The organism is Mycobacterium sp. (assembly GCF_019247615.1).
Taxonomy (GTDB): domain Bacteria; phylum Actinomycetota; class Actinomycetes; order Mycobacteriales; family Mycobacteriaceae; genus Mycobacterium.
The window spans coordinates 16249-29438 of record NZ_JAFBAT010000151.1; the positions used below are offsets into that span (position 1 = coordinate 16249).

The window sequence follows — 13190 nt, forward strand, 5'->3', positions numbered from 1 at the left end:
GTATCGAAACTCCGAATGTGGGTAACCTCCCGTGCGAACCCGCAGAGCCAGCTATTGCTGCGGTTTCACTTGGGCGTCGGAAACAGGCGCACAGACCGCATGACACCAACGGCCGTCGTCCGGGAGGCATCAACGATGGATGGTCAGATGGCCGCGACGCAGCCCGCTGTCGGGGCGCCGCACGAAGAAGTGCGCGCCGGCGAGCGGGCCCTGCCACCACACGACGATCCGTTCTATCAGCCGCCCCCCGGATATGAACGCGCCCGACCTGGTGAGGTGCTCCGCTCCCGCACGGTAGAGCTGGGGTTTCTCGGCCTTGTGCCGCAGAAGGTCACGGCGACCCAACTGCTGTACCGCAGCACGGACCTGCACGGCGAACCCGAAGTCGCCGTCACCACCGTGCTGGTTCCCCAGGAGTGCGACACCGAGACGGACTGCCCGGTGCTGTCGTATCAGTGCGCGATCGATGCGGTGCAGTCGCGATGTTTCCCCTCATATGCCCTGCGCCGCGGTACGGGGCCGATCGGCGCGTTCGTCCAGTCGGAGTTCCTACTCGTCGCGGCGGCACTTGCCGAAGGGTGGGCCGTGTCAGTGCCCGACCACGAGGGCTGTCACGGCATGTGGGGCGCGCCGTACGAGCCTGGTTACCGCATCCTCGACGGTGTCCGCGCCGCACTGAGTTGCGAGCGGCTGGGGTTGTCGCCATCGGCTCCGGTGGGTCTCTGGGGTTATTCGGGCGGCGGCTTGGCCTCCGCGTGGGCGGCCGAGCTGTGTGCCAGCTACGCGCCGGAGCTCAACGTCGTCGGCGCCGCCCTTGGCTCACCTGTCGCCGATTGCGGCAGCGTCGCCCGGCGGATGAACCGCTCGTTTTTCGCCGGGTTGGCCGCGCTCATGATCGCGGCGTTGACCGACGTCTTCCCGGGGGCGCAACGCGTGGTCGACGAGCATGCCACCGACGAGGGCAAGGATTTGCTGCGCCAGTTACGGACGATGACCACGGCGGAGGCGGTGTGGCGCCTGCGCCATAACGACATCGGCGCCTATGTCGACATGTCGGCCGACGAGCTATGGGAATTGCCGGAGGTGCGCCACATCTTCGACGAGACCAAGCTCGGGAAGCATGTCCCCAAACCGCCCGTGTTGGTCGTGCAGGCGGTGCACGACCCGATCATCAGCGTCGACGACATCGATCGACTTGTCGAGACTTACGCGACTGCCGGGGTAGCCGTCACCTACCACCGCGATCGGTTTTGTGATCACCTGCTGCTGCATCCCCTGTCGGCGCCGATGACGCTGCGCTGGCTGCGCGACCGCTTCACGGGGCGACCGGTCAGCGAAAACCGGACCCGCACGTTGTGGCCGACCTTGCTTAACCCCTCGACCTACCTAGGCATGCTGAGGCTCGGCGTCATTACCGCGAAGGTCGTCACGGGCCGCTCCGTCGGACGCCGCCCGCTGTCGGCGACCGATGCCCCTGCCTAACCGACACCCCGGCTGAGCCAGGTCACCTCGCCGGCGTCGCCGCCATCGCGGTACACCTCGAGCGCGTCGTCCCACGCCGTCCCCAGCACCGAATCGAGTTCGGCGGCCAGCGTGTCAGCCCCCTGGGCCATCATCGCCCGCAGTCGCATCTCGCCGACCATGACATCGCCGTTTGCACTCATCGCCCCGCTCCACAGGCCGAGTTGCGGGGTATGGCTGAACCGGTGGCCGTCGACTCCTGGGCTGGGGTCTTCGGTGACCTCGAACCGCAGCACCGACCAGGAGCGCAGCGCGTTGGCCAGCCGGGCGCCGGTGCCTACCGGACCGACCCAGTTGGTGACGGCCCGCAATTGCCCGGGCATCGCCGGTTGCGGTGTCCATACCAGGTTGGCCTTGGACTGCAAGGTCGACGACAACGCCCATTCGACATGCGGGCACACCGCCGCCGGCGAGGCGTGGATGTACACCACGCCGGTCGTCACGTCGGCGAATTGATTCGACGCACGCATCTCCTGCTCCTTCGGTTCCGCGAGGGACGTCTTCCCCAACGACCTGGCGGACCGGCAAGCGGGATGCCTACAGATTTGTTTGTGTCCTGCGTGTCTATTGTGCCTTGTGATGCCCCTGTTGCGCTAGTGTGCGATGCGAATTAGCTGTGCTCGGCTATCACCGCGTCGCACAGCGCCGGCCACGGTGCGAGCGCCCACTCGCCGAAATCCCGGTCGGTGAGCACCACCAGGGCCAGCTCAGCCTCGGGATCCGCCCAGATGAAGCCGCCTGCCTGCCCAAAATGGCCATAGGTGCGCGCCGAGTTGCGCGCGCCCGTCCAGTGCGGCGATTTTGCATCCTTGATTTCGAATCCCAGCCCCCAATCGTTGGGCCGCTGCACCCCGTAACCGGGCAGCACGCCGTCCAGACCGGGAAACTGCACCGTCGTTGCCTCGGCGTGCAGCTGCGCCGATACGGTCGACGGGCGCAGCAAGTCACGGACAAACAGCGCGAGATCGGCGGCCGTGGACGTCGCTCCGAAACCAGCGGCCGAGCTGCCGCCGTCCAGCCGGGTCGCCACCATGGCGAGCGGGTCGAACACCGCCTCGGCGAGGTAGCGGCCGAACTCGATGCCCGATTCGCACTCCAGCGTCCGCGCCAGCACGGTGAAGCCGAAGTTGGAGTACATCCGGCGGGCGCCAGGCCTGGCCAGCACCTGATCGGAGTGCATCGCCAGACCCGACGCGTGGGCCAGCAGGTGCCGCACCGTGGAGCCGGGCGGCCCCGCCTCGGTGTCGAGGTCGACGACGCCTTCTTCGGTCGCGACATGCACGGCCCGGGCCACTAGCGGCTTGGTGACCGACGCGAGCTGGAACACCCGGTCGGTGTCGCCGTGTGTGGCCAGCACCCCGCCGGGCCCGACGACCGCGGCGGCTGCGGCCGAAACCGGCCAGGCGCCGATGGCATCGAGGGCGTCGGACGGTGCCATCACTTCCGGGCGATGTAATAGTTGTTGATCGGGTCCGACTCGATCTCCACCACCTGAATGTCGCCAAACCCGGCGTCGCCCAGCATCGCGGTAGCCAGCTGCGTTCCCCATGCCGCGCCCAACCCGGCGCCGTCGAGCGCCAGCGACACCGTCATGCAGTGCATCAGCGAGACGGTGTACAGATAGGTGCTCATCGGGACGTCGACGTTGTCCTCGAGCCGGCTCGAGGCCTTGATGTCGGCCATCAAGAAGACTCCGCCGGGGCGCAGCGCGCGATGGATGTTCTGCAGCACCCGCGCCGGCTGCGCCTGGTCGTGGATGGCATCGAACACGGTGATGACGTCGTAGACCTCCTTTTTCGAGGCCTGGTCCAGCTCCGCGAGGTTGTGACTCTCGAAGGTCGCGTTCGTCAGGCCGAGGCGCGCCGCCTCCTGGACGCCGGTCGCGATGGCCTCCTCGGAGAAGTCGATGCCGGTGAATCGGCTGGCGGGGAACGCTTGGGCCATCACGTTGATCGCGTGACCGCTGCCGCAGCCGAAATCGGCCACATCGATCCCGGACCGCAGCCGCTCGACCAGGCCGTCGACCAAGGGCAGCACGACGTCGACGAGAGCGGCGTCGAACACCGCGCCGCTCTGTTCGGCCATCAACCTGTGGAAGCGGGGAAATTCGCTGTACTGCAGGCCACCTCCTGCTCGGAAGCAACCGATGATCTTTTGCTCGACCTCGCCGAGCTGCGGGATGAACAAGGCAACCAGGGCCAGGTTGTCCGGTCCGGCAGCACGGGTCAGCACACCGGCGCGGTGGGCGGGCAATGAGTAGGTCGCGGTATCCGGCTCGTAGTCGACGACGCGGCCCGTGGTCATGCCGGCCAGCCACTCCCGGACGTAGCGCTCGTTGAGGCCGGCCGCCTCGGCGATCTGCGTGCTGGTCGCCGGCGGAAGCCCGGCCATCGTGTCGAGCAGACCCGTCTGGTGTCCGATGCTGAGCAGGATCGAAAGACTCGCGCCGTCGATGGCCGCGATCATTCTTGCGGCGAATGCCTCACCGGTTTCGGGCGCAGTCTCGGGGGCAATCTCGGGCGCGGTCATGAGTTTCTCCTATGTCAAGCCGCTGCTGGTTGGCAAGGCCGAAGTCGGTTTTGGTGGTCGGTGTTTAGGTGGCCGAAGACGACGCGGGCCAGGCGGCGTTTGAGGCAGCGCAGGGCTTCGGTTTTGGAGCCACTGACGTCGATGCGGTGCCGGTAGTAGGCCTGGCCGAGTCCGTCGAGGCGGATTTGTGTGACGGCGATGCGGTGCAGTGCAGCGTTGAGTTGACGGTTGCCCGAGCGGGTCATACGGACCCGGCCGGCGGTGTTTCCCGACCACACTGGCACGGGTGCGACTCCGGCATGGCGGGCGAAAGCGGCCTCGTTTTTGAAACGGGTCACCCCGGCGGTCTCGCCGACCAGTTTGGCCGCGGTCAGCTCTCCGCAGCCCGGAAGAGAAAGCAGCACCGGGGCGACGTCGCGAACTCGCTGTCCGATCCGCTTGGCCAAGGCGTTGATGGTCTCGGTGAGCCGGGTGATGTCGGCCAGCTCGTCACGAGCCAACTCAGCGACCAACCCGTCCACGGTGTCTAGCCAGTCACCCAGGATGCGGCGGTGCTTGGGCAGATCCAACGAACGCGACTTTGGGGCGCGTTCGGGATCAAGTTCGTGCACCCGCCACAACAGCCGATTGATGGTTGCCGTGCGTTGCGCCACAAGGACTTCCCGGCGATCCACCAACAACTTCAACTCCCGCGACACCTCATCATGAGAGGCCACCGGCAGATCGGGTTCACGCAGGTAACCGCGCGCGACTGCTAACGCGTCGATCGGATCAGACTTGCCCCGCGTGCGTGCGCTCGCCCGGGTTTGAGCCATCAACTTCGGCGGTACCCGCACCACCGACTGACCAAAGCCCATCAGGTCACGCTCCAGTCGGGCCGACAAATGCCGGCAATCCTCGATCGCCCACACCACCTCGGCGCCGAAGCGTTCCCGGGCCCACATCACCGCCTCGGCATGGCCCGCAGTGATCGCCTTGACGGTCTTCTCTCCGACCTTGCGCCCGACCTCGTCGACGGCAACGAAAGTGTGGGTGCGCTTGTGTACATCGGCTCCAACAACAACCATGGAGGTTGCCTCCTTCACTGTGAGGTGACGGTTGGGCCGGTCGGCGGACAAACCTCAGTGGGGGCGGTTACCACGCTCCTATCAAGTCACGCCGGCCGGTCCTTCACACCTGATGCCGACAAAACGCATGCCTGCCAACCAGAAGGCGGCACCCACGCTACGAGCCAGACACCAGGTGATCAGGATCCAACCACCGCAACAGGCGGCAACCTCACCCTGACACTGAAGCGACGCTACACCGGCGCCCGTAACGCCGAGCCTGCGTCCAGCGTGGGCATTTCGCGCAGATGAACGCTCTTGACGCGGAATCGACGCCACCTTCGCAGGCTCGACGGCCTGGGCCGTAGGTTGGGGACCATGAGTCAGACAGTGCGCGGCGTCATCTCGCGGAAGAAGGGCGCGCCCGTGGAATTGGTGGACATCGTCGTCCCCGACCCGGGTCCCGGCGAGGCCCTGGTCGACGTCATGGCCTGCGGGGTCTGCCACACCGACCTCACCTACCGGGACGGGGGCATCAATGACGAGTATCCATTCCTGCTCGGCCACGAGGCCGCCGGCCGGGTTGAAGCCGTCGGACCCTGGGTGACAGCGGTCGAGCCGGGGGACTTCGTGGTCCTGAACTGGCGCGCCGTATGCGGCCAGTGCCGCGCCTGCAAACGCGGCAGGCCCGCCTACTGCTTCGACACCTTCAACGCCGAACGGAAAATGACGCTGACCGACGGCACCGAGCTGACCCCGGCGCTGGGCATCGGCGCCTTCGCCGACAAGACGCTGGTGCACTCGGGGCAATGCACCAAGGTCGACCCGCAGGCCGATCCGGCCGTCGCGGGCCTGCTCGGATGCGGAGTGATGGCCGGGTTGGGCGCCGCAATCAACACCGGCGCGGTCGACCGCGCCGACACCGTCGCGGTCATCGGCTGCGGCGGTGTCGGCGATGCCGCCATCGCGGGGGCCGCGCTGGTCGGCGCGCGGCGCATTATCGCCGTCGACACGGACAACACCAAGCTGGACTGGGCGCGCCAGTTCGGCGCCACGCACACGATCAATGCCCGAGACCTCGATGTCGTCGAGACCATCCAGGACCTCACCGACGGTTTCGGTGCGAACGTCGTCGTCGACGCCGTGGGCCGGCCCGAAACCTGGAAGCAGGCCTTTTACGCCCGAGATCTTGCGGGAACCGTTGTGCTGGTCGGGGTTCCGACCCCCGACATGCGCCTGGACATGCCGCTGCTGGATTTCTTTTCGCACGGCGGCTCGCTGAAGTCGTCGTGGTACGGCGACTGCCTGCCCGAACGTGACTTCCCCACCCTGATCGACCTCTATCTCCAGGGCAGGCTTCCGCTGGAGAAGTTTGTTTCCGAGCGAATCGGGCTAGAGGATGTCGAGGAGGCGTTTCACAAGATGCATGGAGGAACCGTATTGCGTTCGGTCGTGGTGCTGTAATGGTAGCCATCGATCGCGTCATCACTCACGGCACCTTTGAGCTCGACGGCGGCAGTTGGGAAGTCGACAACAACATCTGGCTCGTCGGCGACAACTCCAACGTCGTCGTCTTCGACGCCGCCCACGATGCGACGCCGATCATCGAAGCCGTGGGCGGCCGCCACGTGGTGGCGGTGGTGTGCACGCACGGTCATAACGACCACGTGACGGTCGCTCCGGAGCTCGGCGAGACCCTCGACGCGCCGGTGCTGCTTCACCCGGCCGACGAGGTCCTGTGGCGAATGACCCACCCGGACAAGAGCTTTCGTTCCGTGTCCGACGGCGAGACCCTGACCGTCGGCGGAACCGAACTGCGGGCGCTGCACACCCCGGGGCATTCCCCCGGATCGATGTGTTGGTACGTGTACGACCTGGGTGTGGTGTTCAGCGGCGACACACTGTTCTCCGGAGGCCCCGGTGCCACCGGGCGTTCCTATTCGGATTTCCCGACGATTCTGCAGTCGATCTCAGAGCGACTCGGCAAGCTGCCCGGCAGCACGGTCGTGCATACCGGACACGGCGACAGCACCACCGTGGGCGACGAGATGGTTCACTACGAGGAGTGGGTGGCCCGCGGCCACTGATCCCTGACCGCGAGCGTGCGCAATTGCCGATGATACCGCCGTGCCGTTGTACAGACCTGCACGCTCGCCGGCCGTGGGGTCAGTGACCCTCGAGGATCCGGCGCTTCTCGGCCTCGAACTCCTCCTGAGTCAGCGCCCCCGAATCCCGCAGTGCGGCCAGCGTTTTGAGTCGCTCGAGGCGCACGCCCTCGTCACCGGGTTCGTAGGCCGAGGAAACATGGAAGTAAGGGTTAGCCGCTACCACCGCCTTGCGTCGGGTCCGGCGCAACCACATACCCGACGCGATCGAACCGACCAGTCCGGCGACGAACGTCGCGACGAACAACCACACCAGATAGCCGTAGGACCCTTTGTGGCCGAAGGCCAGTCGCGGGTCGATGTACCCGTTGACTTTGCCGTCGGTCGTCACATTGTAGGTGCCACTGGCGGCAATCTGGGCGACCCACACCCGCACATGGCTGTCATTGTTGACCGTCGTTGTGCTGCCGATGCTTTCGGTGACGACCGGCTGGGCAACCCCTTCGGGCGGGGTGATCGTCACGCCGAGCGGTGGCACCGGCAGCCCCCCGTTGGGACTGCCCATCACCACCGTGTGCAGGTTGATGGTGACCTCACCGGCGGGCAGGTACAAGCTTGCCGACCCCGGGACCGGCACCTCCCCGTAAGCGTTGTACTTGTCCAAGAAGAACGTGTTGAGCACCAGGGCGACGATGAACCCGCCCACCGACACGGCCGTCAGCACTATGGCTGCGACCAACGAAAACCGTGCCAGCCCTCTGCCGCTCACCCAGGCAGTGTGTCACCGCGAGCCAGGCGCCGCCAGCCCCGGAACGCGACGACGACGGCCCCGCCGAGGACGACAAACGCCATTACCGGCACCCAGTCACCCAGCCTTCGATAGATCGTGGCGTTGGCCCCCAACGGCACGCCGACCACAACGGCTCCCCGGAAATTCGACGGACACCATGCCAGCCGGTGTCCGCGCGAGTCGAAGGCCGACGTGTCGCCGGATAGCCCGACGTGCACCGCTGGGAGGCCCGACTCGACGGCACGCACCGCGGGGTGGGCGGCCAACTGTGGCTGCGCCCAACTCCCTTGGAACGACGAGGTGGAACTCTGGTACACCAGCAGCGCGGCACCGAGCCCGGCCTCGCGACGGGCGAGGTCGGGGTAAAGGGTCTCGTAGCTGATCAACGGCCCGATGGACAGGGTGCCCGCGCGCAGCACCGCGATGCCACTGCCCCGCTGCCGGTCCTCGGCCGCGGCCCTCGTGTAACGTGCGACCCACCCGAAAACCGTTCGCAGCGGCACGTATTCGCCGAACGGCACCAGCCGGGTCTTCTGGTAGCTGCCCAAGGAGCCGTGCTCGCCGACGAGCACGGCCGACTTGTAGATGCCCCCGGCCGGTGTGGGCGCGTCGACATTGACCAGCAGGTCGGCGCCGACCCGTCGCGACAGTTCGGTGAGCCGCGCCAACACCTCAGGGTGCCCATGCAGATCGGACCCCACGCTGCTTTCTCCCCAGACCACGAGATCCGGACGCTGGGCCGCGACCGTCGCGGTGAGTTCCTCACCGGCCGCCAGACGGGCGCCGGACTCGGCGATGTCGCCGGGCTGAACCAACGCCACCCGCACGGTGGTACCGCCGGTCGGCGTGGGCCCCAGCAAATACCAGGCCGGGCCCACCACCGCGCACGCCAGCAGACCCGCCAGCGCGCCAAGTCGGGCCGACGCGTCCCGGTGCACGACCGCGCCGACGACAGCTGTATTCGCCGCCACCAGAAGGAAACTCGTCAGCCATACCCCGCCCAAAGACGCCGACGCCAGTGTGACGGGCTGGGCCGCTTGTGAAGCGCCCAGCGGCGCCCATGGTCCACCGAGCTCGGGCCGGGATCGCACCACTTCGGCCGCAACCCAGGCGCACGGCAACACCGCCGAGGCGGAAGCCGTTCGACCTACCCCGACGGGCGCCGACAACAACCAATGAGCCAACCAGCCCCATGGCAGCCACAGCGCGCCCAACCCGATGGCCAACACCACCAGCGCCGGTCCGATGTCGGTCACCACCCAGTACTGGCTGGCCAGAACAAACCCCGCGGCCCCCCACCACGCCCGCACCGATGCCTCCCACCGCGTGGTCGCCCGCCGCACCACCAAGAGCAGCGGCACCACGCCGCACCAGCCCAGCCACCACCAGGCGGGCACCGGAAACGCGAGCGCGGGCAGCGCGCCGAGCACCAGTGCGGCCGCCCTGCCGGGGATGCGCTGTCTACGGGCGCTCACAAAGAGCAGACTAGGACGGGTCGCCTACCGAACAAGGAGTGATAAGCATGGCCAACGATCTCGTCGCCACCGTGCCTGACCTATCCGGGAAGCTGGTGATCATCACCGGAGCCAACAGCGGTCTGGGCTTCGGGCTGGCGCGGCGGCTCTCAGCCGCAGGCGCTGACGTCGTGATGGCGATCCGCAATCGCGCCAAGGGTGAAAAGGCGATCGAGGAAATCCGCAGTACGGTTCCCGACGCCAAGCTGACCATCAAATCCCTCGACCTGTCGTCGCTGGCCGCGGTGGCCGCATTGGGCGAGCAGCTCAACGCCGAGGGCCGACCGATCGACATCCTGATCAACAACGCCGGCGTCATGGCACCGCCCGAACGCGACACCACCACCGACGGCTTCGAATTGCAGTTCGGCAGCAATCATCTCGGACACTTCGCGCTGACAGCGCACCTGCTGCCGCTGCTGCGCGCCGCGAACCGCGCGCGCGTCGTCTCGCTGAGCAGCCTGGCCGCCCGCCTGAACGCGAAAATTCACTTCGACGACCCGCAGTTCGAGAAGTCGTATTCGGCGATGACCGCGTACGGCCAGTCGAAGTTGGCCGTATTGATGTTCGCCCTGGAGCTGGACCGCCGCAGCCGCCAGGGCGGGTGGGGCATCGTGTCCAATGCTGCCCATCCGGGGTTGACCAAGACGAACTTGCAGATTGCGGGACCCTCGCACGGCCGCGAGCGGCCCGCGTTGATGGAGCGGCTGTATAAGGCATCGTGGCGTTGGACGCCGTTTTTATGGCAGGAAATCGACGAAGGGATCCTGCCGGCGCTGTATGCGGCCGCCGCGCCGCACGCCGAAGGCGGCGCGTTCTACGGGCCGCGCGGCTTTTACGAGGCCGCGGGCGGGGGTGTCGCGCCGGCGAAGGTGCCCGCGAATGCCCGCAACGAGGACGACTGCCGGCGGCTGTGGGAGCTTTCCGAGCAGCTCACCGGTGTCAGCTACCCGACTCGGAGCTGACAGTGAGCTGACAGTGAGCTGACAACCACCGCCGCGATTATCGTGAGCCCATGCGGCCCGAACCCCGAATGCCGGAGTCGAGCATTGTGGTCCGGCCAGAGCCGATGGACTCGGCGACGTTCACCCAGTCGTCGCGGTTGCAGGCCGCCGGCCTGGCCCAAGCGATCGCGGAGCTCGAGCGCGCAGCCGAAGAAGTGCCTCTCCCCCCGCATCCGCAGCCGATCGCCGTCGCCGACTACGGCGCTGCCAACGGGCATAATTCGCTGAAGCCGTTGTCGGCGGCAATCGCAGTGCTGCGCCGGCGCACCCGTCACGATCACCCAATCCTGGTGGCGCACACGGATCTTCCGGACAACGATTTCACTGCCCTGTTTCGGACGTTGGCCGAGGACCCGGACAGCTACCTGCACATGGACGCGGCAAGTTACGCCTCCGCGATCGGCCGGTCCTTTTACGGACAGATCCTGCCCTCCAAATCGGTGAACCTCGGCTGGACAGCGTGGGCGATGCAATGGCTGCGCCGGATTCCGTGCGAGCTTCCCGATCACCTGCACGTCGGCTACAGCAGCGACGATGTGGCAAGGGCGGCGTATGCCCATCAGGCCGGCCTCGACTGGCATGACTTCGTGGCGTTCCGCGGGCGCGAGTTGGCCCCCGAAGGGCGGCTCGTGGTATTGACTCAGGCCGCCGACCAGGACGGCAGTCCCGGCTTCGAAGCGTTGCTCAACGCGATCGTCGCGGCGCTGGACAATCAGGCGCGCGACGGGCTGCTGAGCAAGCAAGAGTTGCGCCGCATGGCCCTCCCCGCTTTTGCCCGCAGCGAGAAGGACCTTCGCGATCCCTTTTCGCCCAGGGGCCGGTTCGAGGGCTTGACGATCGACCGACTCGAGCTGTTCACCGCCGAGGACCGATTCTGGGCCCGCTTCCAAAGCGACGACGACGCAGAGGCTTTCGGCGCGCAGTGGGCCGGGTTCGCGCGCGCCGCCCTGTTCCCATCGTTGGTGACCGCGCTCGACGGTGACCCCAGCGATCACCGGGCGATCGAGTTCGTCGAACAATTGCAGGCCGCGGTCGCGAAGAGTTTGTCGAGCGCGCCCCAACCGGTACGGATTCCGCTCGCCACCGTGGTCCTGGTCAAGCGAGCACGGTCATAATCTCTCGAAAACCGTGCGGTACAGACTGTTTGATGCCAGCGCTTAGCTCGACAGGGGATGCTTCCCCAATCCTTTTGCCGCCGTCACGGCGCCGGGACCGTCAGAATGGGCGTCTGCATCGTCATCGCGGTAGTTCAGCCACTCCGTCGACGCGTATGCGTCGGGCGGTTCGGCAGGCGCATTGGACACAGCGTGATCACCGCGGGGGTGCTTCCACACCCATGCCGCGATGCCACCCAACAGCGCGAGAACCGCACCCAACCCGACGATGACCCACGGCAGGTGACTATTGGCGGGAGCGGCGGGCCTCTCGATCGCGGTGTTGATGTACTGGTGTCCGTCGTCCCGCTGACCCACGCCCGGCAGGGTCTGCGTCGAATTGACCGTCAATTCCGGCGGGCCGCCGTCGGGATTCGAAGAGCGCCGGCAGGCCGATGGCGCCTAGGCGCCGCGCTGCGGGCGATGGCTGCACACGTAACGCCCAGGCCCCGACTCACAGGCCCTCGTTCGCTTGCGACGCATTTCCGTGATCCAGGCCCATTCACACCCCGAAACGAGAGTTTCAGCACAACACCGCATTGGGTAACCGCTCGGGATAGTCGGAACTGCGACTGTTAGGGGTTGCGCATGAGCGTGCAAGACGACAAGGCGACAGAAAAAGACGCCGAAAAAGACACCGAACAAGACACCGAAAAAGACGCTGCACAAGACAGCGGCGCTGGAGACGGCGAGGAGCAGCGGGCCACCAACCGGTCCGAGAAGCCGGAGCCCGACGAAGAGGACAAGAAGAAGGCCGCCGAGATGATGACGGCTTACGAAGACCGGCCGACTTTGGTGCTGCCCGGGACGGGTCGCATGGTGACGGGCACGGCGGTCAACGACTGGCTGGATGACGACGGCAATCCCAAGTTCGAAATTCCCGACGACGCCAGCGAGGACCACAAGGCACAGGCCAAGGAAGCCCGCGACGACGAGGACAAGAAGAACCAAGTTGAGGAGGACAAAGCCCTCAACGAGGAATTGAGGAAGGCCGGCGCGGAAGAGAACAAGGGCGAGGAAAGCTCGTCCAAGCGCTGATGGGAAACAATTCTCCGAGCTGATCAGCGCCCGTGAGCCGCGATCAGGTCGGCTAGGGTCGGGATTCCGCCGAGTCCGGGGATCGGTGCGTTGATCCCTGGGATTCGCGGTAGGGAAGGAATGGCGGGAGCGGCTGGGATCCGCGGAATCGGCGGAGCCAGGTGTGCGGCCGGCGAGCGCGGTATCGGCGGCGACGGAGCCTGAGGACTTTCCGGAGCCGGGGGCGGCGCGGCTGTTGGCGTTTCCGCGGTGGGCGGGTCCGCCGGGGTGGCCGAGGGCGCGGGTGCCTGCGGTGTGGCCTGCGGTTGCGGACTCGGGTCAGCGGGCGCAGCCGTGTTTGTGCTGTGGGCCGGGGTCGTCGTTGTGCCGTCCGAGCGCAATTCGATGGCCAGCGCGGTGCCCAGCAGCAGAATTAGCGCCGCACTGACAATCGCCACCGCCGGCAGCCGATACCACCGGCGGCGTCGCTTCTTGGGCTCCGGGTCAGCG

The 13190-nt window shown here is 66.9% G+C and carries 13 protein-coding genes and 1 pseudogene; 6 read left to right on the forward strand and 8 right to left on the reverse strand.

Annotation, left to right across the window (positions count from 1 at the left end):
- Window positions 1–147 precede the first annotated feature (147 nt).
- Entirely contained in the window at window positions 148–1482 is a 1335-nt protein-coding gene (locus tag JO059_RS10130; RefSeq protein WP_293316271.1) for a lipase family protein, read from the forward strand.
- Here the strand turns inward: JO059_RS10130 and JO059_RS10135 are convergent.
- The 4 genes from JO059_RS10135 to JO059_RS10150 all read right to left on the reverse strand — a co-directional run bounded on the left by JO059_RS10135 (window position 1479) and on the right by JO059_RS10150 (window position 5135).
- Window positions 1479–1991: a DUF3145 domain-containing protein gene (locus JO059_RS10135; protein WP_293316273.1), complete on the reverse strand. Its 513-nt coding sequence runs from the start codon at window positions 1989–1991 to the stop codon at window positions 1479–1481. The two genes, JO059_RS10130 and JO059_RS10135, sit on opposite strands and share 4 nt — an antisense overlap.
- A gap of 140 nt (window positions 1992–2131) precedes the next feature.
- Window positions 2132–2959 (reverse strand): serine hydrolase domain-containing protein, encoded by an 828-nt coding sequence (locus JO059_RS10140; protein WP_293316275.1) that lies wholly within the window; start codon window positions 2957–2959, stop codon window positions 2132–2134.
- Complete coding sequence (locus JO059_RS10145; protein WP_293316297.1) at window positions 2959–3987, reverse strand: class I SAM-dependent methyltransferase; 1029 nt, start codon at window positions 3985–3987, stop codon at window positions 2959–2961. The genes JO059_RS10140 and JO059_RS10145 overlap by 1 nt, the downstream gene beginning before the upstream one ends.
- A 77-nt stretch (window positions 3988–4064) precedes the next feature.
- Window positions 4065–5135, reverse strand: a complete 1071-nt coding sequence (locus JO059_RS10150) for an IS110 family transposase (protein WP_293316277.1) — start codon at window positions 5133–5135, stop codon at window positions 4065–4067.
- A 339-nt stretch (window positions 5136–5474) separates the two neighbouring features.
- Here JO059_RS10150 and JO059_RS10155 point away from each other — a divergent pair, with 339 nt between their 5' ends.
- Window positions 5475–6560, forward strand: coding sequence for an S-(hydroxymethyl)mycothiol dehydrogenase (locus tag JO059_RS10155; RefSeq protein ID WP_293316279.1), 1086 nt, complete (start codon window positions 5475–5477; stop codon window positions 6558–6560).
- Entirely contained in the window at window positions 6560–7183 is a 624-nt protein-coding gene (locus JO059_RS10160) for an MBL fold metallo-hydrolase (protein WP_293316281.1), read from the forward strand. Before JO059_RS10155 ends, JO059_RS10160 begins: the two co-directional genes overlap by 1 nt.
- Before the next feature lie 79 nt (window positions 7184–7262).
- On the opposite strand, the gene JO059_RS10165 is transcribed toward JO059_RS10160, so the two are convergent.
- Together JO059_RS10165 and lnt are read right to left on the reverse strand one after the other, a co-directional pair.
- Window positions 7263–7970: an SHOCT domain-containing protein gene (locus JO059_RS10165; RefSeq protein ID WP_293316283.1), complete on the reverse strand. Its 708-nt coding sequence runs from the start codon at window positions 7968–7970 to the stop codon at window positions 7263–7265.
- Window positions 7967–9466, reverse strand: coding sequence for an apolipoprotein N-acyltransferase (gene lnt / locus JO059_RS10170; protein ID WP_293316285.1), 1500 nt, complete (start codon window positions 9464–9466; stop codon window positions 7967–7969). Before lnt ends, JO059_RS10165 begins: the two co-directional genes overlap by 4 nt.
- Window positions 9467–9513: 47 nt before the next feature.
- Here lnt and JO059_RS10175 point away from each other — a divergent pair, with 47 nt between their 5' ends.
- Together JO059_RS10175 and JO059_RS10180 are read left to right on the forward strand one after the other, a co-directional pair.
- The gene (locus JO059_RS10175; protein WP_293316287.1) at window positions 9514–10470 is read left to right on the forward strand and encodes an SDR family oxidoreductase; all 957 of its coding nucleotides are present in this window, start codon (window positions 9514–9516) and stop codon (window positions 10468–10470) included.
- Between the two features lie 50 nt (window positions 10471–10520).
- Entirely contained in the window at window positions 10521–11624 is a 1104-nt protein-coding gene (locus JO059_RS10180; protein ID WP_293316289.1) for an SAM-dependent methyltransferase, read from the forward strand.
- Window positions 11625–11666: 42 nt separating this feature from the next.
- Here JO059_RS10180 and JO059_RS10185 read toward each other — a convergent pair whose 3' ends face one another.
- Entirely contained in the window at window positions 11667–11981 is a 315-nt protein-coding gene (locus tag JO059_RS10185) for a hypothetical protein (RefSeq protein WP_293316291.1), read from the reverse strand.
- Window positions 11982–12251: 270 nt separating this feature from the next.
- On the opposite strand from JO059_RS10185, the gene JO059_RS10190 reads away from it, so the two are divergent.
- Window positions 12252–12701, forward strand: coding sequence for a hypothetical protein (locus tag JO059_RS10190; protein WP_293316293.1), 450 nt, complete (start codon window positions 12252–12254; stop codon window positions 12699–12701).
- Window positions 12702–12724: 23 nt separating this feature from the next.
- Here JO059_RS10190 and JO059_RS10195 read toward each other — a convergent pair.
- Window positions 12725–13190, reverse strand: a pseudogene (locus JO059_RS10195) (hypothetical protein); the annotation flags it as partial.